This is a genomic window from Neobacillus drentensis, assembly GCF_036965425.1.
GTDB classification, from domain to species: domain Bacteria; phylum Bacillota; class Bacilli; order Bacillales; family Cytobacillaceae; genus Neobacillus; species Neobacillus drentensis_F.
Window position 1 is genome coordinate 1 of sequence record NZ_JBALPP010000053.1, and the last position, 19,939, is coordinate 19,939.

General features: G+C 38.5%; 26 protein-coding genes and 1 pseudogene. 20 read left to right on the top strand and 7 right to left on the bottom strand.

Features of this window, described 5'->3' with window-relative positions:
• The first annotated feature begins 204 nt into the window (after positions 1–204).
• Positions 205–861: a DUF1510 family protein gene (locus tag V7161_RS15090; RefSeq protein WP_335713818.1), complete on the top strand. Its 657-nt coding sequence runs from the start codon at positions 205–207 to the stop codon at positions 859–861.
• Between the two features lie 40 nt (positions 862–901).
• Here V7161_RS15090 and V7161_RS15095 read toward each other — a convergent pair whose 3' ends face one another.
• On the bottom strand, positions 902–1,105 hold the full coding sequence (locus V7161_RS15095) for a DUF2536 family protein (protein ID WP_335713871.1): 204 nt from the start codon (positions 1,103–1,105) through the stop codon (positions 902–904).
• 334 nt (positions 1,106–1,439) lie between these two features.
• Between V7161_RS15095 and mtnN the strand changes: the two genes are divergently transcribed.
• The 6 genes from mtnN to V7161_RS15125 all read left to right on the top strand — a co-directional run bounded on the left by mtnN (position 1,440) and on the right by V7161_RS15125 (position 5,365).
• Positions 1,440–2,135 carry a 5'-methylthioadenosine/S-adenosylhomocysteine nucleosidase gene (mtnN, locus tag V7161_RS15100; RefSeq protein ID WP_335713819.1) on the top strand — a complete coding sequence of 232 codons (696 nt, stop codon included), beginning with the start codon at positions 1,440–1,442 and terminating at the stop codon, positions 2,133–2,135.
• Between the two features lie 17 nt (positions 2,136–2,152).
• Positions 2,153–3,076, top strand: coding sequence for a PLP-dependent cysteine synthase family protein (locus V7161_RS15105; protein ID WP_335713820.1), 924 nt, complete (start codon positions 2,153–2,155; stop codon positions 3,074–3,076).
• 1 nt (position 3,077) lies between these two features.
• Positions 3,078–4,211 carry a bifunctional cystathionine gamma-lyase/homocysteine desulfhydrase gene (locus V7161_RS15110; RefSeq protein ID WP_335713821.1) on the top strand — a complete coding sequence of 378 codons (1,134 nt, stop codon included), beginning with the start codon at positions 3,078–3,080 and terminating at the stop codon, positions 4,209–4,211.
• 141 nt (positions 4,212–4,352) lie between these two features.
• Positions 4,353–4,613 (top strand): YrhC family protein, encoded by a 261-nt coding sequence (locus tag V7161_RS15115; RefSeq protein WP_335713822.1) that lies wholly within the window; start codon positions 4,353–4,355, stop codon positions 4,611–4,613.
• A gap of 426 nt (positions 4,614–5,039) precedes the next feature.
• Positions 5,040–5,180 (top strand): YrzI family small protein, encoded by a 141-nt coding sequence (locus tag V7161_RS15120; RefSeq protein ID WP_335713823.1) that lies wholly within the window; start codon positions 5,040–5,042, stop codon positions 5,178–5,180.
• A gap of 44 nt (positions 5,181–5,224) precedes the next feature.
• Positions 5,225–5,365: a YrzI family small protein gene (locus tag V7161_RS15125; protein ID WP_335713824.1), complete on the top strand. Its 141-nt coding sequence runs from the start codon at positions 5,225–5,227 to the stop codon at positions 5,363–5,365.
• Positions 5,366–5,813: 448 nt separating this feature from the next.
• Here V7161_RS15125 and V7161_RS15130 read toward each other — a convergent pair whose 3' ends face one another.
• Both V7161_RS15130 and V7161_RS15135 read right to left on the bottom strand, forming a co-directional pair.
• Positions 5,814–7,607 carry a M3 family oligoendopeptidase gene (locus V7161_RS15130; protein WP_335713825.1) on the bottom strand — a complete coding sequence of 598 codons (1,794 nt, stop codon included), beginning with the start codon at positions 7,605–7,607 and terminating at the stop codon, positions 5,814–5,816.
• Between the two features lie 117 nt (positions 7,608–7,724).
• Entirely contained in the window at positions 7,725–7,880 is a 156-nt protein-coding gene (locus tag V7161_RS15135) for a hypothetical protein (RefSeq protein WP_335713826.1), read from the bottom strand.
• A 160-nt stretch (positions 7,881–8,040) separates the two neighbouring features.
• On the opposite strand from V7161_RS15135, the gene V7161_RS15140 reads away from it, so the two are divergent.
• Both V7161_RS15140 and V7161_RS15145 read left to right on the top strand, forming a co-directional pair.
• Positions 8,041–8,718, top strand: a complete 678-nt coding sequence (locus V7161_RS15140) for a response regulator transcription factor (RefSeq protein ID WP_335713827.1) — start codon at positions 8,041–8,043, stop codon at positions 8,716–8,718.
• A 16-nt stretch (positions 8,719–8,734) separates the two neighbouring features.
• Entirely contained in the window at positions 8,735–9,706 is a 972-nt protein-coding gene (locus V7161_RS15145; protein WP_335713828.1) for a F510_1955 family glycosylhydrolase, read from the top strand.
• Positions 9,707–9,731: 25 nt separating this feature from the next.
• On the opposite strand, the gene sigK is transcribed toward V7161_RS15145, so the two are convergent.
• Both sigK and pssA read right to left on the bottom strand, forming a co-directional pair.
• Positions 9,732–10,448: an RNA polymerase sporulation sigma factor SigK gene (sigK, locus tag V7161_RS15150; RefSeq protein WP_335713829.1), complete on the bottom strand. Its 717-nt coding sequence runs from the start codon at positions 10,446–10,448 to the stop codon at positions 9,732–9,734.
• A gap of 156 nt (positions 10,449–10,604) precedes the next feature.
• A complete protein-coding gene (gene pssA / locus V7161_RS15155; RefSeq protein WP_223591269.1) occupies positions 10,605–11,147 on the bottom strand; it encodes a CDP-diacylglycerol--serine O-phosphatidyltransferase in 543 nt (180 codons plus the stop codon).
• Between the two features lie 131 nt (positions 11,148–11,278).
• Between pssA and V7161_RS15160 the strand changes: the two genes are divergently transcribed.
• Positions 11,279–12,070: a phosphatidylserine decarboxylase gene (locus V7161_RS15160; protein ID WP_335713830.1), complete on the top strand. Its 792-nt coding sequence runs from the start codon at positions 11,279–11,281 to the stop codon at positions 12,068–12,070.
• A 68-nt stretch (positions 12,071–12,138) separates the two neighbouring features.
• On the opposite strand, the gene V7161_RS15165 is transcribed toward V7161_RS15160, so the two are convergent.
• Positions 12,139–12,279, bottom strand: coding sequence for a sporulation histidine kinase inhibitor Sda (locus tag V7161_RS15165; RefSeq protein ID WP_223591272.1), 141 nt, complete (start codon positions 12,277–12,279; stop codon positions 12,139–12,141).
• Between the two features lie 418 nt (positions 12,280–12,697).
• On the opposite strand from V7161_RS15165, the gene V7161_RS15170 reads away from it, so the two are divergent.
• The 8 genes from V7161_RS15170 to V7161_RS15205 are packed head-to-tail and all read left to right on the top strand — an operon-like array spanning position 12,698 to position 17,726.
• Positions 12,698–13,213 (top strand): YqeG family HAD IIIA-type phosphatase, encoded by a 516-nt coding sequence (locus V7161_RS15170; protein ID WP_223591274.1) that lies wholly within the window; start codon positions 12,698–12,700, stop codon positions 13,211–13,213.
• A 27-nt stretch (positions 13,214–13,240) separates the two neighbouring features.
• Positions 13,241–14,323, top strand: a complete 1,083-nt coding sequence (gene yqeH, locus V7161_RS15175; protein ID WP_420491625.1) for a ribosome biogenesis GTPase YqeH — start codon at positions 13,241–13,243, stop codon at positions 14,321–14,323.
• A 27-nt stretch (positions 14,324–14,350) separates the two neighbouring features.
• Positions 14,351–15,190, top strand: a complete 840-nt coding sequence (gene aroE, locus V7161_RS15180) for a shikimate dehydrogenase (RefSeq protein WP_335713832.1) — start codon at positions 14,351–14,353, stop codon at positions 15,188–15,190.
• Positions 15,184–15,474 carry a ribosome assembly RNA-binding protein YhbY gene (yhbY, locus tag V7161_RS15185; protein ID WP_335713833.1) on the top strand — a complete coding sequence of 97 codons (291 nt, stop codon included), beginning with the start codon at positions 15,184–15,186 and terminating at the stop codon, positions 15,472–15,474. The genes aroE and yhbY overlap by 7 nt, the downstream gene beginning before the upstream one ends.
• Before the next feature lie 17 nt (positions 15,475–15,491).
• A complete protein-coding gene (locus V7161_RS15190; RefSeq protein WP_335713834.1) occupies positions 15,492–16,061 on the top strand; it encodes a nicotinate-nucleotide adenylyltransferase in 570 nt (189 codons plus the stop codon).
• Positions 16,051–16,617: a bis(5'-nucleosyl)-tetraphosphatase (symmetrical) YqeK gene (yqeK, locus tag V7161_RS15195; RefSeq protein WP_335713835.1), complete on the top strand. Its 567-nt coding sequence runs from the start codon at positions 16,051–16,053 to the stop codon at positions 16,615–16,617. Before V7161_RS15190 ends, yqeK begins: the two co-directional genes overlap by 11 nt.
• 3 nt (positions 16,618–16,620) lie before the next feature.
• Positions 16,621–16,977, top strand: coding sequence for a ribosome silencing factor (rsfS, locus tag V7161_RS15200; RefSeq protein WP_223591280.1), 357 nt, complete (start codon positions 16,621–16,623; stop codon positions 16,975–16,977).
• Positions 16,974–17,726, top strand: coding sequence for a class I SAM-dependent DNA methyltransferase (locus tag V7161_RS15205; RefSeq protein WP_335713836.1), 753 nt, complete (start codon positions 16,974–16,976; stop codon positions 17,724–17,726). Before rsfS ends, V7161_RS15205 begins: the two co-directional genes overlap by 4 nt.
• Before the next feature lie 71 nt (positions 17,727–17,797).
• Here V7161_RS15205 and comER read toward each other — a convergent pair whose 3' ends face one another.
• Entirely contained in the window at positions 17,798–18,622 is an 825-nt protein-coding gene (gene comER / locus V7161_RS15210; RefSeq protein ID WP_335713837.1) for a late competence protein ComER, read from the bottom strand.
• A gap of 87 nt (positions 18,623–18,709) precedes the next feature.
• Here comER and V7161_RS15215 point away from each other — a divergent pair, with 87 nt between their 5' ends.
• A complete protein-coding gene (locus tag V7161_RS15215) occupies positions 18,710–19,357 on the top strand; it encodes a helix-hairpin-helix domain-containing protein (RefSeq protein WP_335713838.1) in 648 nt (215 codons plus the stop codon).
• 76 nt (positions 19,358–19,433) lie between these two features.
• Positions 19,434–19,880 (top strand): annotated as a pseudogene (locus V7161_RS15220) (ComE operon protein 2); the annotation flags it as partial.
• Positions 19,881–19,939 lie beyond the last annotated feature (59 nt).

Consider the following 19,939-nt stretch of genomic DNA (forward strand, 5'->3'; position numbering starts at 1 on the left):
ATTGCCCGAGCGGGAGAAAAAATGGGTTCCGCGGTAAATGAAAAGGCGTTTCATTGCCCGAGCGGGAGAAAAAATGGTTCTCGCGGTAAATGAAAGTTCGTTTCATTGCCTAATGTAAAGTTGGGTGGGAGGTTTTTCCTTTAAAATTCCTATCAAATCATGTTAGAATATTGAGAGCCTAATTTTTAGGGAGAGTGATTCAAATTGAGTAATGAGCTTAATCAAAATTCGCGCTTTGGTAACCGTACAAAAAGAAAAAAGACGAATCTCGTCTTAAATAGTTTAATTATCATTGTGCTGTTGTTAATCATTTTTGTGGCATATAATATTTTTGCTTCAGGTGATGACAATGCTGCTGAGCCGAAAAAGGAAACGCAAAATACGGAACAAAAGCACAAGGAAGTAAAAGAGAAAAAAGCGAATGTTTCAAAAGAGGAAGATGATACATCATCCAAGAATGCAGATACTGAATCGGAGGATCAAAGTGAGGAAGCTGCAACAGCTGAACAGCCAGATGACTCACAGGCAGTCGTCACAGAAGGCGGAAGTTCATCGGATGTCTCACAATCAGTTGAAAATCCTTCATGGAAGCCTGTAGGCACAGCTCAATCAGGTGAACATACCCCGGTATATGATCAAAATTCTGCAGATTGGCAGGAAATGCTAGCTGCAATGTCCTATGCAACAGGAATTGATAAAAGTAATATGACGGTATATTGGCTAGGAAGAGATAAATCAACGCAAAATGCCTCAGTAGGAACGATTGAATCCAAAGACACTAAACAGAAGTATAGAGTTTATATTAAATGGGTCGAAGGCCAAGGCTGGATGCCAACAAAAGTAGAACAACTTTCACAATAAGTAAAAACTATAAAAGGATGGGCCAATTATTGGCACCATCCTATTTCTTTTTAAAATGAACGACAGCAGTAAAATAGGTTTGTCCATTTTCATTTACATGCATTTGATGGGAAACCGAATGAACTCCCAGCATAATCGCTTTATTTTCCTCTATTTGTGCCTCAATCTTTTTTTGTAATGTTTTAAGGTTATTGGCCTCATAAAATTCAACTTTATCCTCAATGAGGTCAAACTGGAAATTCATCATATAAATCATCCTTTCTGTTCATTTTTATTTTAGACATTTCAATAAAAAAACGGAAGCGCAAGCTTTATATGGCAGACTTCTTTCTATTGGTGGTAAAATAGTGTTCGCGGATACGATGTATGAATCTGAGGAAGATTATAATAATGCAATTGTAGAAGCATAAAATAATGGCTTTCATAACCTGGCAAAAGATTTGGAAACGGAGTATTATACAACAATTCCCTTTTTAGAACATATTTTAAAGAAAAACGGTTTTAGCGTTACTTTTACGCGCTTCAACGATTTTGTCTGGGTAATGGAAGGCGTGAAACAATAAGAAAGAGGTAAAAAAATGAAAATTGCCATCATCGGTGCCATGGAAGAAGAAGTGACTCTTTTAAGAGATAATATCGCGGATCAAACACAGGAAACTGTTGCCGGCTGTGAATTTACGTTTGGAAAAATGCATGGAGAAGAGGTAATTCTTTTGCGTTCGGGGATTGGTAAGGTGAACGCAGCAATATCAACGACCATACTGCTTGATAAATATAAGCCTGATTATATCATCAATACCGGTTCAGCAGGAGGACTTAATCCTTCGTTAAATGTAGGTGATGCTGTCATTTCCACTGAGGTTCGCCATCATGACGTCGATGTAACAGCGTTTGGATATGAGTATGGCCAGGTTCCTCAGCTTCCAGCTGCTTTCGAAGCTGATGATAAATTAATTGGGGTAGCAGAAACTGCTGCAAAAGAATTAGACAGATTTCAAACCGTCAGAGGCTTAATTGCTACGGGGGACTCTTTCATGGAGGATCCAGCTAAAGTAGATTTTATCCGAGAGAAGTTTAAAGATCTTCAAGCAGTGGAAATGGAAGCGGCGGCGATAGCTCAGGTCGCTCATCGCTTTGGTGTTCCTTTTGTGATCATTCGGTCCCTTTCCGATATCGCTGGTAAAGAGTCGGAAATCTCATTTGATCAATTTATTGATAAAGCCGCAACCAATTCTGCCACGCTGGTTATGAAAATGGTGGAAGCTTTAAGATAGGAACTAGGGGTGTAAAAATGAAGGTTTATAAGAACGTACATGAATTAATTGGGCACACACCAGTTGTCGAGATTACTCAATTTCCATTGCCTGAAGGCGTTCGCATTTTTGCGAAGCTGGAATTCATGAACCCCGGAGGCAGTGTTAAAGATAGACTTGGTCTAGAGCTTTTAAGAGATGCATTTGAATCCGGAAAGCTGCAGCAAGGTGGAACAGTTATCGAGCCGACTGCCGGAAATACAGGTATTGGCGTGGCACTTGCGGCAATAAACAAAGGAGTACAGGTTATTTTTTGTGTACCGGAAAAGTTCAGTATGGAAAAGCAGGAAATCATGAAGGCCCTTGGTGCCAAGATTGTAAATACCCCAACAGAACTTGGAATAAAAGGTGCTATAGCCAAGGCGCAGGAACTTTTAGAGGAAATTCCAGGATCCTTTTGTCCTCAGCAATTTGCTAATCCAGCGAATCCTGATACTTACTATAAAACACTTGGGCCGGAATTGTGGGAGCAACTGAACGGACAGATTGATATATTTGTCGCCGGAGCAGGCTCTGGCGGAACCTTTATGGGGACCTCGCGGTATTTAAAAGAAAAGAAGAAAGAAATCAAGACCGTCATAGTTGAACCGGAAGGCTCAATTTTAAACGGAGGAAAACCAGGACCACATAAAGCTGAGGGGATTGGGATGGAATTTTTGCCTCCGTTTATGGATACAGATTACTTTGATGCCATTCATACTGTGATGGACGTCGATTCCTTTCACCTTGTAAAAGAACTGGCTGCAAAAGAAGGCCTGCTGGTTGGCAGTTCTTCCGGTGCGGCTTTATATGCAGCGCTTAAAGAAGCGGAAACAGCAAAGCAAGGAACAAATATTGTAGTGATATTCCCTGATGGAAGCGAACGATATTTAAGCAAAAAAATTTTTGAGGGAGGCATTTAGTTTGAAAAGAAAAACGAAGTTAATTCATGGCGGTATTAGCGAAGACCCGGCAACAGGTGCTGTATCGTTTCCAATCTACCAAGTAAGTACGTATAAGCAAGAAGGTGTCGGCGGCCACAAAGGCTTCGAATACTCAAGAACCGGCAATCCAACGAGAAATGCTCTTGAAGAACTGATTAAAGATATCGAAGGAGGAAAAGCAGGATTTGCTTTTGGCTCCGGTATGGCAGCAATTACAGCCGTAATCATGCTGTTAAACAGTGGTGACCACGTCATTCTAACAGACGATGTGTACGGAGGAACATTCCGAGTTATGACTAAGGTTTTGAACCGTTTCGGAATCGATTCCACTTTTGTTGATACAAGTAATTTAGAAAATATTAAGAGTGAAATTCGTCCAAACACAAAAGCAGTATATTTAGAAACACCGACAAACCCACTTTTAAAAGTCACGGATATTGAAGCGGCTGCCAAGCTTGCTAAAGAACATAACCTTTTAACGATTGTTGATAATACATTTTCAACACCTTACTGGCAAAATCCTCTTGAACTTGGAGCAGACATTGTCTTGCATAGTGCTACGAAATACATTGGCGGACACAGTGATGTTGTAGCCGGGTTAGTGGTTGTTAATAGTGATAAGCTGGCTGAAGACCTTCATTTTGTTCAAAACTCAACTGGCGGTGTATTAGGGCCTCAGGATTCATGGCTGTTAATCAGAGGAATCAAAACATTAGGCATCCGCATGGAAGAAACTGAATCCAATACAAAGGCACTTGTGGAGTTTTTACAAGGGCATTCTAAAGTGAAAAAGGTATTCTATCCAGGCATAGAAACACATCCAAATCATGACATAGCTAAAAAACAATCCAGAGGTTTTGGCGGTATGGTTTCATTTGATGTCGGAAGCGGGGAAAATGCAGATAAACTTTTAAGCAAAGTAAAATATTTTACTTTAGCCGAAAGTTTAGGTGCTGTTGAAAGTTTAATTTCCGTTCCAGCAAGAATGACACATGCATCCATTCCAGCTGAACGGAGAGCAGAATTAGGTATCACCGATGGCCTAGTCCGCATCTCAGTAGGCCTCGAAGACGTAGAAGACCTAATCGAGGACCTGTCACAAGCATTAGAATAGTATTAACGTAACAATGGGTGTCAGGCACCATGTGAAATTTTCACATGGTGCCTGACACCTTTTCTAATATTTACATACTGTTTAACGCTGTTTTCTGTGGTAAAGTAGGTTAGTAGATTTTAAGAGAAGCAGGTGATGGTAGTGGAACAGCAATTGAAAAGTCTTTTTGAGAAAATAGCTGATTTCAAACGGTTTGCGCTGACTTTATTTGCTTTCGGAATATTTTTCTATTTAGGTGCGATAATCCCATATGCAGGAAAAACTGTCTTGGATTTAAATATGATGATCAATACAGCCATTTCATTTTTAGCTGCGTCTATTTTATTCTTTCTTCAAGTGAAGATATATCAAATAAAGCTCCTAGAGATGGAAGATGGCTATAATGATTTTAAGAAAAAGTAAGTGTTCCCAAATTGGGGGCACTTTTTTTGCGTTAAAAGGGCCATTTCCTTATTTTTAAAAAAATTTGTTCAAAATGGTTTACAAAGTAAGGGTGTATGGATATAATTACCGTAGTAAGTAAAAAATTCCAAAAGGAGGTCGAATAAAATGATGTTAACATACTTTGGCGCGAAATCATCTAAATATTTGAATAACACGCATTCGACCAGACTGGAATGGATTGCTTAGCATTTTGTGACAATACATATCCATGCCGCAGGGAGAATGACGCCTTGCGGTATTTTTGTGTCTAAAAAAACCGGCCGCAGGGAGCTGACTTCTTGCGGCCTTTTTGTGCCCTTTTTACTCGCCAATTGGATATGTCTTGCATAAATTGTAAATTGTGTTGAAGAGCTGGCAATAAAACATCAAAGGAGGTGGTTAATTATGACCCTGAATATATTATTTTTTTCCATTACTTTTAAAAAACGTCAAGTGAATCTTCGTGAAGCTGTCCACCAGGAAATGGTTGAAAAGCTTTATGAACAAAACAAAGACCGCCAAATATCCATGTACCATCAAATGTAATGGAATCAAACACCTAAACTAAAAATGAAAGGAAGTGATACGAAATGACCTTAAATATATTATTTTTCTCGATAACAATAAAGAAACGAAATGTGACTCTTGAAGAAGCAGTTCAACAGGAACTAGTTGAAAAACTGTATGAACAAAATAAAGACCGTCAAATCTCTATGCACCGTTTTATGTAAGAACTAAAAAGTCCATGAAAAGAAAGGTGGTTTTAAAGATGATTTATCTAATGCAAGGAAGAGGAGCAAGCTTATGGGGTATGAAAGATACCACCTAGCTTTGTGATTAACAATAGGAGGTAACGATAATGCCGCTGCATATTTTATTAATATCGCTAATTTTTAAATCAAAGAAAAAATGATATCATTAGTTCATTCATTATGCTAATAGCAGGTTTTGTTAATTAACAAAATGTTCACATCCCATAAAGATAAGTACTGTGAAAATATGATAAATTCAAAATAGAAAAAGCAGAACTATTTTAAGGGGTGGAGAAAATGTTCATGGTTGTGATGGCCTTGGTCATTACTGGGGCGATTGGCTGCGTAATCTCAGCAGAATTAAGTGTTGAATAGTAGTAAAAGCATCGGCATCATTCATTTATGGCCGATGCTTTTATTATTCAAATTATTTGGTTAGCTCTAAAAACTCATCCACATCATCCATGCAAATTTGGACTGCTTTTTCCCAGAAGTCCTTTTCTGTTAAGTCGACCTGTAAATGTTTCTTTGCCAGATCTTCTATTGACATCGAAGCTGTATCTCTTAATAATGCAATATACTTTTCTTCATATCCTTTTCCTTCCTCCAGAGCCTGTGCATAAATACCGAGTGAAAATAGGTAACCAAAGGTATATGGGAAGTTGTAGAACGGGACACCCGTAATAAAGAAGTGAAGTTTGGATGCCCAGAATAATGGATGATATTCTTCCAGTGCTTCGCAGTAGGCTTCCTTTTGAGCCTCAAGCATTAATTCGTTTAATCTTTCCACGGCAACTGGACCTTGTTTTCTTTCTTCATAAAAACGTGTTTCAAACAGGAAGCGGGCATGGATATTCATTAATAGCGCTACCGTTCTTTGAATTTTGTCATCCAGCAGGACGAGTTTTTCCTCTGGATCTTTTGCGTTCTTCACCGCAGCATCGGCTACAATCATCTCGGCAAAGGTAGACGCTGTTTCGGCGACGTTCATGGCATAGTTGCGGTTAAGATGCTGAACACCTTTCATAGCAAACGTATGGAAGCCGTGTCCCAGTTCGTGTGCGAGTGTGGAAACATTAGAAGGCGTTCCTGAATAGGTCATGAAGATCCTTGATTGATCACTTTCAGGGAAGAAGGTACAGAATCCTCCAGGTGCCTTACCAGGCCGATCCTCCGCTTCAATCCACTGCTCCTCGAATGCCTTTTTCGCAAATGCGGCCATTTTCTCGCCAAAAAGTGCGAAATTCTGTTCAATAAATTCAGCTCCCTCTTGATAAGAAAGTTTTGAGGCAGTTTTCCCGAATGGGGCATCTAAATCAAACCAGCTTAATTTTTTAAGACCTAAAAGCTTTGCCTTTCTTTCTAAGTAGGTTACAAGCTTTTGTTTATTTTCAGAAATGACCGTCCACATCGCTTCAAGGGTTTCCTTTTCCATTCGGTTAATGCTAAGCGGTTCTTTTAAGACTTCTTCCCAGCCTCTTTTTTGATAAACATTTAAACGAAAACCGGAGAGGTGATTGAGGGTTTTCGCTAAAAAGTCAGACTGGTCTCCCCATGCTTTTTCCCAATTTTTAAAAACAGCTGCTCGGAGGCTGCGGTCCGGGTTTGCAAATTTGTTAAACGCTTGGCCGACAGACAGAAGCTTCTCATCGCCATTCTCCTGAACCGGAATTTTTATTTTTCCAACAATTAAATCATACAATTGTCCCCAGCTGTGATATCCGTCAACACCCAGAGCGCTGATTAACGCTTCCTCTTCCTTAGAAAGTCTCTCTTTGGCACGTTCACGTCTTTCCGTTAGTACAAAGGAAAGTTCGTTTAATGTCTCATCTGAAAGCAATTGAGACCAAACTTCATCCTTTATGGATGTAAGCAGACTATCAAAAGCACTTAGCGCTGATTGAAAGGCAGCGCTTAAGCTAGTTACTTTTGATTCAAGGTTAAAGGCTTTTTTATCTTCGGTATTTTGTGCTTGAAGGCATGCGACAAATGCTCCTGCCTGTCGGAGTTTTTTAGCAGCATGCTCAAAGTCCTCCAACAGTTCCTGCAAATATTTTTGATCTTCCATAGTATTAAGTGGTGTCCAGTTATTTACTTTAGATTGGAAAATTTGAATTAATTCTGCGGTTTGGTTTAAGTGGTCTGCAAATTCAGGAGATGCACTACCTCCTTTAAAAAATACTTCAAGATTCCAAACATCTAAATATGAAGCAGCTGTCATCAAAAGTACCTCCTTTGAATATGTACTTCTTCATTATAATATATTTTTTTAAAGATTCTATATTTTCGGTTCTCGAAACAAAAACGGCTTATACAAAATTGTATAAGCCAAAGAATCCTAACAAAACCGAGAATAATACCACCAGCCGCCGAAAATTAAAACGAGAATCAAGATGACGATAAAGAGTGCATACCATCCTCCACCGCCGATAGGATATGGCACAGGATATGGTACAGGGTAAAAGGCGGGCGGGTATGGATAACTATATGGCATATAATTCCCCCCTTTATCCTTTTACAATAGGGTATGTGCCCTAGCCCGTGCTTGTATAGGCAGAAGTGTATGTCCGCTTTTGTCCAAACGAAATTCACATTTGTTTTTATCCAATTGTAGTATAATTTATTTTAGATTTAATCGGGGAGAAGGACAGCACGTGAAAAAAATTTTACTGATAGACGATGAAGCAAGAATGTTAGATTTACTTTCCCTCTACTTAACACCAAAGGGATATACGTGTATAAAAATGAAATCTGCTATAAAGGCGATTCATTATTTGGAGAAGGAAAAAGCAGATCTCATTTTATTGGATGTAATGATGCCCGAAATGGATGGCTGGGAGGCATGCCTGGAGATACGAAAAAATTGGGATATCCCCATCATCATGTTAACCGCTCGAAGTGAAAAAATCGATGTGGTTAAGGGCTTAAAAATGGGTGCGGATGATTATATTTCTAAACCGTTTGATGAAGAGGAGCTAATCGCTAGGATTGAAGCCATATTAAGAAGAAAGAATGGAATAAAAGGGGTCGTAGCCTTCAATGGTCTTTCCTTAAATGAAGATTCCTTTGAAGTTTCTTATCGTGATAATAATGTACCTGTTACCCCTAAAGAATTTTCGATATTAGGACTTTTCTTGCAGAATCGAAATAAAGTATTTACCCGTGAACACTTGTTAACTACCATTTGGGGATATGCTGCACCGACAGAAGACCGAACGGTTGATTCTCATGTGCGGAATCTAAGAGAAAAATTAAGAAAAACTGGTTTTCCAGTTGATGAATATTTGACAACTGTCTGGGGACTGGGGTATAAGTGGATGGATAGGGATTAGAATCAGGAGGAAAAAAGTGAAGATTCAAAAGAAAGTATTACAAGTTATTTTAACAGGTATTTTATTGATTCTTGCCGGCTGCAGCAGCGGAAACGAGCAAAAAAATGCAGTACCAAAGAATGAGGCTGTAAATAAAACGAAATTTGAAATTGTCGAAGTGAAATCATTTAAATTAGAAAATATACGAGGAATTGGCATTCCAGGAAATGATAATAGTCTTTATGTTGCTTCTAATGATGGTTTAAAAATGTTGAAAAATTCAGCATGGTACAAAACAACTACAAATAAACATGAATATATTGGCTTTCAGGCAATTGAAAAAGGCTTTGTATCAAGTGGAATTCCGCAAAAAGGGACAGGCCTTAAAGACCCGCTTGGTTTGGTACAAAGTAGTGACAAAGGAAAATCCCTCAAAAAATTAGCCTTCTATGGTGATACGGATTTTTATTTTATGGCGGCAAGTTTTTCAGGTGATGCCATTTATGTAATTAGTGAACAGCCGCATGATAAGTTAAGCCAAGGCGTCAATTATTCGAAAGACAACGGTCGAACTTGGAAAAAAAGTGTGTTCCAAAATTTTGGTGCGGATTCATTGGGAATGATGGCGGTTCACCCAACTAACGGGGATATCATGGCGATGTCAACTAGATCAGGAATTTATTATTCTACTAACAATGGAAATACGATGAAACGAATAACGGATCCTTTCATGGTTACAGCCCTTACGTTTAACGGTGATTCAATTTTATTTTCCAGTGTTGAAAACAATTCAATTTTCTTGAAAACTTGGAACCCTGCTACTGGCGGCATAACAAATATCGCGATTCCGTTTCTTGATTATGACAATCCAATTACTTATTTAGCGGTGAATCAAAAAAATCAAAACCAAATTGCTTTCACCACGTATAGAAATGATTTATACCAATCTATAGACGGTGGAAAAACATGGAACATGTTATTAAAAGACGGTAAAAAAGAGCTGGAGTAAACCCAGCTCTTTTTCAACTATGTCTTTAGCTTTTCTTCTTTCTTTCCTTCTCGGCCCGGTAGAATTCATGAAACATTTTCATTAATGCCCTCTTTTCGATTCTGGAGACATAGCTACGGGAAATTCCAAGTTCTTTGGCTATCTCACGCTGTGTTTTTTCCTTCTGCAAATCAAGGCCAAAGCGTCCGATAATCACTTCCTTTTCGCGATCATCAAGCACTTCAATATATTTCTTTATTTTTTCTAGCTCCATATTTAACTGGATTGTATCAATGACATCTTCTGATTCTGATTTCAATACATCAATTAAAGAAATTTCATTCCCTTCTTTGTCTTGACCAATAGGGTCATGCAGGGAAACGTCCTTTTTCGTTTTCTTCAACGCACGTAAATGCATAAGAATTTCATTTTCAATACATCGTGCAGCGTAGGTGGCTAGTTTTGTTCCTTTCCCCTCTGAGTAGCTTTCAATCGCTTTTATTAATCCGATTGTTCCGATGGAGATTAAATCTTCTGAATCTTCACCGGTATTTTCGAACTTTTTGACAATGTGGGCAACTAAGCGTAAGTTATGTTCAATTAACATATTGCGTGCATGCGAATCCCCTTCTGCCATTAATCGTAGATATTTCCTTTCTTCTGCAGCAGATAGGGGTTGAGGAAAGGCATTATTTTTCACATAAGATACAAGAAACAAAAACTCTTTCACCAAGTAGCCAAGAGCTGTCAAGATACCAGACATCTACTTCCACCCCCGTATCTTTTTTTGGGCATCTGCCTATTACTAATTCCTATGAAGAAAACGGGAAATTGTGTCTGTCCAGAAAATTTTATTGTCTAAAAAAAAATAACCTGCTTGGCTATTGCCCAAGCAAGTCATTTTTGTATTTCTGAATTATTAAACTTTTTTAAGCTTGAAGGAGCTGACCATTAGGAAGGATAGAATAATAATAATAAATAAGAACGTTTGGGATGGTACGTAGTTAATGGCCAAAAAGCTTAAGGTTGCTAAGCATCCTGCTGCAGTGATTGGTAAACCAGTGAAATATCCATTGCTTTCGGTAATGTTAAAACGTGCAAGTCTGAATGCGCCGCAGCCAATATAAAATACAGTGAAAAATGTGCCCGGTCCGCCGAATTCATGCAAAACTCCCTGGTATAGCAATAGTGCAGGAGCCACTCCAAATGATATAATATCACTCATGGAATCCAATTGTTTACCGAGCTCTGATTCGATATTAAACTTTCTTGCAATCAAGCCGTCAAAACGATCTGCCAAGGCTGCAATAAAAATAAGCAATAAGCTTAATCGCAGGTTATTGGCATGAAGTGCGAAAATAATTGCAAACCCACCCAATGATAAATTTGTTAACGTAATAACATTGGCTGTTTGGGATTTAAGCTTTTTGATGGTTTGATCCAAAACGTCCAATAAAAACATTTCTCCTCATCACTCCTTTTTTAAAAAGCCAGAAGGGAATTCCATTTCTTGAGTTTATTCTATATTATTTAATTCTAAGCGTTTTATGCTTTTTCGTAAAGAGTATTTTTACACTATTTGGGGGTCATTTAATGTTGCAACCTATGTATCGTCTTTTGATTGAATTAACAAATGGAAGGTGGACATCTCGCATATTAAAGAGCTTTGCGCGTTCGCGTGTAAGTCGGTTAATCGTACCATCCTTCGCTAGAATCTATCAATTGAATCAAGAAGAAATGGATAAAGGACTGTCAGAATATCCAACCCTTCATGATCTGTTTATTAGAACCTTGAAAAGTGAAGCGAGGATTATTCATAAAGATTATGATTCCGTAGCAAGCCCGGTGGATGCTGTCATTGAAGATGTTGGTCCCATCAATGAAAAAAGTGACATTATTGTAAAAGGGAAGACCTACTCCATTGATGAGATGCTTGGGGACCGTGAACTGCTTTCAAAATATTTAAACGGTACATATATGATTCTATATCTAAGCCCAAGCCATTATCACCGGATCCATAGCCCTGTTAATGGAACGGTAACAAAACAATGGGCACTCGGTACAAAATCCTATCCCGTAAATAAATTAGGGTTAAAATACGGAGTCCGAACACTTGCAAAAAACTACCGCGTCATTACGGAAGTTAAAACGGAATTTGGTCATGTGGCGATTGTAAAGGTTGGAGCGATGTTTGTTAATTCCATCGAGACCACACATAAAGGATCTGAGTTAGAAAAGGGTGCTGAAATGGCGTATTTCACATTTGGATCCACGGTTGTTTTGCTGTTTGAAAAGGACATATTCCAGGTTGACGCTAATCTACATACTCCTAAGGAAATTAAGGTTGGGGAAAGAATAGGAGTTCTAAAGGAAATTGGTTCGTAACAAGACGTCACCTTTCATGTACCGTTGATTTACAAAAAAAAAAGCCCTTAATGGGCAGGTTTTGATCATTATGATGTCATTTTGATTTTATTGTATAAGGAACGTCGGTGAATTTCGGATTCAATAAGATTTATAAATTCTTGACTTAATTTTAGTTCTCTTGCTTTAAAATAGGATTCGATTAATAATTCATCTGACAGTTTCCGCACGTCAGAATCCACCTCCGATTTGAATATTAAGGTTCTATTTGCCGATTCGCAAACATAAAATAGTACGTTCAATTGGTGTACCCTAAATCTACCAAATTTATTCCTGTAGAACAATCGTTCTAATTATCCACATAATCCAGTGGATAACTTGTGATTAATTTGTTTATAAGGGAAGGAAAATGGACTGACTCAATGGGTATAATGTTAATAACGTTATCCACAGAGTCTGAGATTGCTGAAATTTGTCGAAAAATATTTTTTGTTTTTAATCATTTCACCATATTTTTGAATCTCATGTATTGGCGTGTTTTGATGAACAATAAGAACATGACATTTATTCTTTGTATCAAAGGTTAAAATTGGTTATGATGAGAAGTGCCATGTTAGTCTATTTAAAAATCAATGAGGTGTAAGCTTAGTGTTAAAACAATTTTTACCCGATGAACATGTGAAAAGCATTCTTGATATATCACCGCAACAATTAAAAGGACGCGGAGTTAAAGGGATTATCACGGATTTGGATAATACATTAGTGGAATGGGACCGCCCCAATGCGACTCCGGCCTTAATCAGATGGTTTGATGAAATTAAAAAACAAAATATTCTTGTCACAATTGTTTCTAATAATAATGAAGAAAGAGTAAAGGCTTTTTCCGATCCGCTCAATATCCCGTTTATTTTTCGAGCTAAAAAGCCAATGGGACCTGCTTTTCACAAAGCCCTGCAACAAATGGGGCTAAAAAAAGAAGAGACAGTGGTAATTGGCGATCAATTATTAACGGATGTACTGGGAGGAAACCGAAGCGGGTTCCATACGATACTGGTTGTTCCTGTAGCGCAGACAGACGGCTTTTTTACAAAATTTAACCGTTTTGCAGAACGCAGAATTTTGAATTGGTTCCGCAAAAAAGGCATGCTTCAGTGGGAGGAATAGGCTGTGATTGACCAACAATATGTATGTATGGGATGCGGTGTAAAGGTTCAAACAGAAGATCCTGGGAAAATAGGATTTGCTCCTGCTTCCGCCTTGGAAAAGGAAACAATTATATGTCAACGATGTTTTCGTTTAAAGCATTATAATGAAGTTCAAGATGTGGATTTAACGGACGACGACTTTTTAAAAATCTTAAATGAAATTGGTAAATCTGATGCTTTAATCGTCATGATTGTCGACATATTTGATTTTAATGGCAGCTGGCTGCCTGGATTGCACCGTTTTGTAGGAAGCAACAAAGTTCTGCTCGTAGGAAATAAGGTTGATTTATTACCTAAATCGGTTAAGCATAATAAATTAATTCACTGGATGAAACAAGAAGCCCGCGAACTTGGCCTGAGGGCGGAGGAGGTTTTCCTTGTTAGTGCTGCAAAAGGCTTGAATATTAAAGAAACTGCAGCAGCGATCGATGATATACGTAATGGTAAGGACGTTTATATTGTTGGCTGTACAAATGTTGGTAAGTCCACGTTTATTAATAGAATTATTAAAGAGGTGACAGGGGAGGCGGATGTTATTACCACCTCTCACTTTCCTGGAACTACTTTAGATATTATTGAAATTCCTTTAGATGATGAAAAAGCAATAATTGATACACCAGGAATCATCAATCATCATCAAATGGCTCATTTTGTAGATAAAAAGGATTTAAAAGTGATTACACCGAAAAAGGAAATAAAGCCAAAGGTATTTCAATTAAATGAGGGCCAAACCTTGTTTTTTGGCGGACTTGCCCGTTTTGATTATGTAAGCGGAGGAAGAAGATCTTTTGTTTGTTATGTTTCCAATGACATTAATATTCATAGAACCAAAACGGAAAATGCCACTGAGCTGTATGAAAAGCATGTCGGAGAAATGCTGACCCCTCCTCGAGAAGAGCAACTAGGTTCGTTCCCTGAACTCGTTAAACAGGAATTTATTATTAAAGATGCTAAGACAGACATTGTATTTTCGGGACTTGGCTGGATAACGGTGAATGAGCCAGGGGCAAAAGTTGTTGCTTACGTACCTAAGGGAGTTCAAACGCTAATTCGAAAATCATTAATTTAAAGATAAATGTGGGATGAGGAGATATAAATGAAGAAATTATTTGCAGTACTAGGGGATCCAATTGGACATTCCATGTCTCCCATTATGCATAATGATTTATTTTCGTATTATCAAATTGATGCTCATTATCTGCCTTTCCATGTCAAGAATGATGACTTGGAGGATGCTGTTAAAGGATTGAGAGCACTTGGGGTGGGCGGATTTAATATAACGGTCCCGCATAAGAGCGCCATTATTCCCTTCCTCGATGAAGTAGAGGAATTGGCTTTAAATATTGGAGCAGTTAATACGGTTGTCAATGATGGAGGCAAACTAATCGGATACAATACAGATGGACCTGGATTCTTAAGGGGATTAGAGCTGTACATGCCTTCTATAGAAGGTAAGAAAGTCTTACTTATTGGAGCAGGCGGCGCTGCAAGAGGGATTTATTTTACTTTAGCTAAGGAAAAAGCGCTGGCAATAGACATTGCAAATCGTACGGTGGAAAAGGCCTCTGGTCTAATTGAAGCTTGCCCATACAGCACTTCATCGAGCGCCTATACATTGGATGAGGCTAGCAGAAACTTAGAGGAATATGATTTAATCATCCAAACCACGACGATTGGCATGTCACCAAAAATTGCGGAATTGCCCTTAAACGTAACAAATATAAAGAAACAAGCATTAGTATGTGATATAATATATAACCCGCTTGAGACCCTATTTTTGCAGGAAGCAAAAGAAATAGGAGCAAGCATCCAAAATGGCATCGATATGTTTGTTTTTCAGGGAGCCCTTGCTTTTGAAAAATGGACCGGGATTTTTCCCGATGCTGAAAGAATGCGGGAAAATGTGTTAAACCAACTAGGAGGAAAAACATGTTAACAGGTAAACAAAAAAGATTCTTACGTTCAAAGGCACACCACCTCGACCCTATTTTTCAAGTAGGAAAAGGCGGAGTGAATGAAAATATGATTAAACAGGTTACAGATGCTCTTGAAGCGAGAGAGCTATTTAAAGTGAGCGTTTTGCAAAACTGTGAAGAAGACAAAAACGTAGTTGCCGAGCAGCTGGCTGAGGGTGCTGGTGCGGAAATCGTGCAAATTATCGGAAATACTATTGTCCTTTACAAGGAATCAGTGGAAAAGAAGCAAATTACTCTTCCATAAAATGAAGGCGGTGGAGCATGAAGAAAGTTGGGATTTTAGGCGGTACTTTTGATCCGCCGCATTTCGGACATCTTTTGATTGCAAACGAGGTTCTTTTCGCACTTCAGCTAGATGAGATTTGGTTTATGCCAAATCAGGAGCCTCCACACAAGAAAAAATCTGATTCAGTAAAAAATGAAGATCGGCTTCATATGCTTCAGTTAGCTTTAGGAGATAATCATGCTTTTCAAATTCAGTCCATTGAACTTGAAAGGGAGGGTCCATCTTATACTGTTGAGACAATGAAGTTAATCAATAACGAATTTCCTGACCATCAATTCTTCTTTATTATTGGGGCTGATATGATTGAGTATTTACCTAAATGGCATAACATTGACGAGCTCGTAAAGCTCGTTCAATTTGTTGGCGTGGATCGGCCTCATTATAGCCATCAAACCAATTACCCTGTCCAATATGTAGACGTACCCTCGTTGGATATCTCTTCAAGCATGATCAGAGAGAGAATAAAAAGCAGGAAGACGGTCCGTTATTTACTGCCAGATTCCGTTATTTCTTATATTGAGGAGAAACATTTATATGGAACGTGAAAGGGCCTTACAGTTAGTAAAGAAACAATTAACCGAACATCGATACCAGCATACTTTAGGGGTAATGGAAACCGCCATTATCTTAGCTAATCGATATGGTGCAGATGAAAAAAAAGCTGAACTTGCGGCGATTTTTCATGATTATGCAAAATTTCGTCCAAAGGAAGAAATGAAAGATATTATTGCTGCAAAGGGTTTTCCGCAGGATTTGCTCGAATATAATGCTGAACTTTGGCATGCACCTGTTGGTACATATTTAGTTGAGAAGGAAGCAGGCATATCGGACCGTGATGTCTTGGATGCAATCCGTTACCATACATCCGGCAGGCCGGGAATGACACTTCTTGAAAAAATTATTTATTTGGCCGATTATATTGAACCGGGAAGACATTTTCCAGGGGTCGATGAGGTAAGGGAAATGGCACAAGGAAGCTTAGATAAAGCATTAATTAAAGCGGTTCAAAATACAATTGTATTTTTAATGAAAAAGAATCAAATGGTATACCCGGATACTTTTCATACGTATAATGACCTAATAAAAAATTTGGAGGATTGATTAATGGATAAACATGAGTTACTTAAGATTACCGTAAAGGCCGCAGATGATAAGCGGGCAGAGGATATAATGGCATTAAATATGAAGGGAATTTCCCTAATTGCGGACTACTTTATTATTTGCCATGGAAATTCGGATAAACAAGTTCAGGCTATTGCCAGAGAGATGAAAGAAAAAGCGCAGGAAAATGGGTATGATGTTAAAAGGATAGAAGGTTTTGATGAAGCTAGATGGGTATTGATTGATTTAGGGGATGTTGTGGCCCATGTTTTCCATCGTGATGAACGAAGTTATTATAATCTAGAACGCTTATGGGGCGATGCTCCATTAGAAGATATCCGCAGTGAGCTAAATTCATGAGCTATGAACAGTTCGCTTATCTTTACGATGAACTGATGCAGGATGCACCGTATGATGAGTGGGTCCAGTTTGTCAAAGATAAACTTGTAAAATATGGTATTAGCGAAGGGCCAATAAGATTACTTGATTTAGCTTGCGGGACGGGAGAGCTTTCGGTCCGTTTTGCAGAGGAGGGCTATCAAGTGACTGGTGTTGATTTGTCTGCTGATATGCTGGCTGTCGCTCATACAAAAGGAGAGAAAGCCGGAATAAAGATTCCTTTCTTTCAACAAAACATGGCTGATTTGGAGGGCCATGGAGAATTTGATGTGATCGGTATTTTTTGTGACTCATTGAACTATCTTGATTCAGAGGATGAGATAAAGAATACCTTTTTAAATGTATACCAGCATTTAAGTCAAACTGGAATTTTTATTTTTGATGTGCACTCGATCTACAAAATGACCGAGGTTTTTATCAATCAGACGTTTGCTCATAGTGATGACCACGTGTCATATATCTGGAATAGTTTCCTTGGTGAAAAACCTAACAGTGTGGAACATGAGCTTAGCTTTTTTGTATTGGATGAAAAATCGGGGAAATATGACCGTTATGATGAGCTTCATTTACAACGGACCTATTCTGTTCAACAATACTCGAATTGGTTGAGTGATGCTGGCTTCGACATATTAGAAATTAGTTATGATTTTGAAGATTTTGCTCCAAAGGATCATTCCGAAAGAATCTTTTTTACCGCTAGGAAAAAATAATTTAAGCCATCTTTTAAAAAAAGATGGCTTTTTTATAAAAATATAGAAGGATTTTGTCTTAATTTGGCGAATTAATTATTAAAGAATTGTCCCTCTACCTTTGAAAGGTCTTCTTTGAACTTCGCGTGTGTGGCTTGAAATAGGTGTTCAAACATATCGCCAACCTCATTTTCCAATATTTTTATTCCTTCACCTGTTATCCCGCCCTTTACACAAACTTTTTCCTGAAGTGACGGTAAGGTATAATGACCTTGTTTTAACAATTCACCGAGCCCCACGACCATCTCACTGGCAAATATTGTCGCTGTTTCTTCATCAATTTCCGTTTCTTTCACCGCTGCTTTTATAAAACCCTGAAGTAAATAGCTGAAGAATGCAGGCCCACAGCTAACAATATCAGAGGCAACTCTCGTAATTTTTTCATCTATTGAAACTGGCACAGATATCTTCGTAATTAATTTTTCAACTTCTACTTTCCAATAATCACTGCAATTTTCTCCAAAGGTAGTTAATGAAACCCCAGCCAATGCCCGATTTGTGATACTTGGGATTACTCGGACGACGGAACATGAAACTTTTTTTTCAATTTGGCTTGTACTGACTGGACTTGTTATGGAAACGAGGCATTTTTCCTTGCTTAAATAGGAATTTATCTCATCAAGTATTTTAAAAATCTGTAATGGTTTCACGCAAATAAATATTAAATCGGACTCTGCCGCAACTTCCACTGCATTCGCCGCAATTTTTATATTTTTATATTTTTCTTTAAGCAGCATCGCTTTTGACTTTGTTCTATTTGTAATCATTACTGAAGAAGGGGAGATTGCTTTTCCATCAATCAAAGCCTCGACTAAAATCGTCCCCATATTTCCGGTACCGATGATGCCTATATTCATTGATACGACCCTCCTTCACATGAAAGATTCTCTTATAACAATATGAAAACCAATAGTGAAATATACCTTTAGAAAGGATGAATCCAATTGAAAGACTGGTTAAATGAACACAAGTTATATGTTATCCTTGCTGCAATCATTGCTTTTGGAGGACTTTATTATTTCTTCTATATGGGTAATGATGCCTCGTCTACATCCAACCAAACCGTGAGATTGGAAAACACACCCCCTCAAACAAACGAACAAGAAGGGGAAAATAATCAGCAGGAAAAACAATCGAAAGTGCCTGATAAAATTATGGTGGATGTTAAGGGACAAATTAAGCAGCCTGGGGTTTATCAAGCCAACATAGGTGAAAGGGTGATTGATGTTATCAGCCGAGCTGGCGGATTAACAGACCAAGCTGATCAGGGACAGGTGAATTTTGCTGAGCATGTCCAGGACGAAATGGTTATCTATATTCCAGCGAAGGGGGAGGCGGGCGCTGCACCAGTATCTTCGGGAGGTACAGCCTTATCCGGCGATGGGGCTCAAAAAGAGGGGAAAATTAATCTTAATAAAGCCGATGAAAATGAATTGCAAAACCTTCCGGGAATCGGACCTTCAAAGGCAGCCGCAATCATTGAATACCGGAACACGAGCGGCCCTTTTAAAGCGGTAGAGGATTTAAAGAATATAAGCGGGATTGGCGATAAAACCTTCGAAAAGTTAAAGGATTTGGTCGATGTTCATTAAATACACCAATTGACCAAATCGTACAAGCCGTTTACACTTTAATAAAAAGATTTCTTTTTCAAGGGAGTGGGAGAAAATGAAACGGATTTCCTGGGATCAATATTTTATGGCACAAAGTCATTTGCTCGCACTAAGAAGCACATGTACCCGTCTTACAGTGGGGGCAACAATTGTCAGAGATAAACGAATCATTGCCGGAGGCTACAACGGATCGATTGCTGGCGGTGACCATTGTATTGATAAAGGATGCTATGTAATCGATAACCATTGTGTTAGAACTATCCACGCGGAAATGAATGCACTCTTGCAGTGTGCCAAGTTTGGTGTCCCAACAGCAGATGCTGAGATATATGTCACCCATTTTCCGTGTTTACAATGCTGTAAGGCTATTATCCAGGCGGGCATTAAAACGGTCTATTATGCTGAGGATTATAAGAATCACCCTCATGCCATCGAATTATTTGACCAAGCAAATGTAAAGGTAGAAAAAGTAGAGCTAACTGAATCATTTATCGATTTTCGAAAGGTTAATCAATAATCCTCAAATATCGCCGGTTTAAACGCCGGCGAATCTCTTTCCTC

What these genes read in the sequence shown, in the direction of transcription:
- comER (WP_335713837.1), bottom strand. Translation starts at nt 18,622, where the DNA reads ATGAATATAGGCATCATCGGTACCGGAAATATGGGGACGATTTTAGTC.
- V7161_RS15135 (WP_335713826.1), bottom strand. Translation starts at nt 7,880, where the DNA reads ATGCCATATAGTTATCCATACCCGCCCGCCTTTTACCCTGTACCATAT.
- yqeH (WP_420491625.1), top strand. Translation starts at nt 13,241, where the DNA reads ATGGGATGCGGTGTAAAGGTTCAAACAGAAGATCCTGGGAAAATAGGA.
- V7161_RS15095 (WP_335713871.1), bottom strand. Translation starts at nt 1,105, where the DNA reads ATGAATTTCCAGTTTGACCTCATTGAGGATAAAGTTGAATTTTATGAG.
- pssA (WP_223591269.1), bottom strand. Translation starts at nt 11,147, where the DNA reads ATGTTTTTATTGGACGTTTTGGATCAAACCATCAAAAAGCTTAAATCC.
- V7161_RS15205 (WP_335713836.1), top strand. Translation starts at nt 16,974, where the DNA reads ATGAGCTATGAACAGTTCGCTTATCTTTACGATGAACTGATGCAGGAT.
- yqeK (WP_335713835.1), top strand. Translation starts at nt 16,051, where the DNA reads ATGGAACGTGAAAGGGCCTTACAGTTAGTAAAGAAACAATTAACCGAA.
- V7161_RS15105 (WP_335713820.1), top strand. Translation starts at nt 2,153, where the DNA reads ATGAAGGTTTATAAGAACGTACATGAATTAATTGGGCACACACCAGTT.
- sigK (WP_335713829.1), bottom strand. Translation starts at nt 10,448, where the DNA reads ATGTCTGGTATCTTGACAGCTCTTGGCTACTTGGTGAAAGAGTTTTTG.
- V7161_RS15160 (WP_335713830.1), top strand. Translation starts at nt 11,279, where the DNA reads ATGTTGCAACCTATGTATCGTCTTTTGATTGAATTAACAAATGGAAGG.
- V7161_RS15190 (WP_335713834.1), top strand. Translation starts at nt 15,492, where the DNA reads ATGAAGAAAGTTGGGATTTTAGGCGGTACTTTTGATCCGCCGCATTTC.
- V7161_RS15120 (WP_335713823.1), top strand. Translation starts at nt 5,040, where the DNA reads ATGACCCTGAATATATTATTTTTTTCCATTACTTTTAAAAAACGTCAA.
- yhbY (WP_335713833.1), top strand. Translation starts at nt 15,184, where the DNA reads ATGTTAACAGGTAAACAAAAAAGATTCTTACGTTCAAAGGCACACCAC.
- aroE (WP_335713832.1), top strand. Translation starts at nt 14,351, where the DNA reads ATGAAGAAATTATTTGCAGTACTAGGGGATCCAATTGGACATTCCATG.
- V7161_RS15130 (WP_335713825.1), bottom strand. Translation starts at nt 7,607, where the DNA reads ATGACAGCTGCTTCATATTTAGATGTTTGGAATCTTGAAGTATTTTTT.
- V7161_RS15125 (WP_335713824.1), top strand. Translation starts at nt 5,225, where the DNA reads ATGACCTTAAATATATTATTTTTCTCGATAACAATAAAGAAACGAAAT.
- mtnN (WP_335713819.1), top strand. Translation starts at nt 1,440, where the DNA reads ATGAAAATTGCCATCATCGGTGCCATGGAAGAAGAAGTGACTCTTTTA.
- rsfS (WP_223591280.1), top strand. Translation starts at nt 16,621, where the DNA reads ATGGATAAACATGAGTTACTTAAGATTACCGTAAAGGCCGCAGATGAT.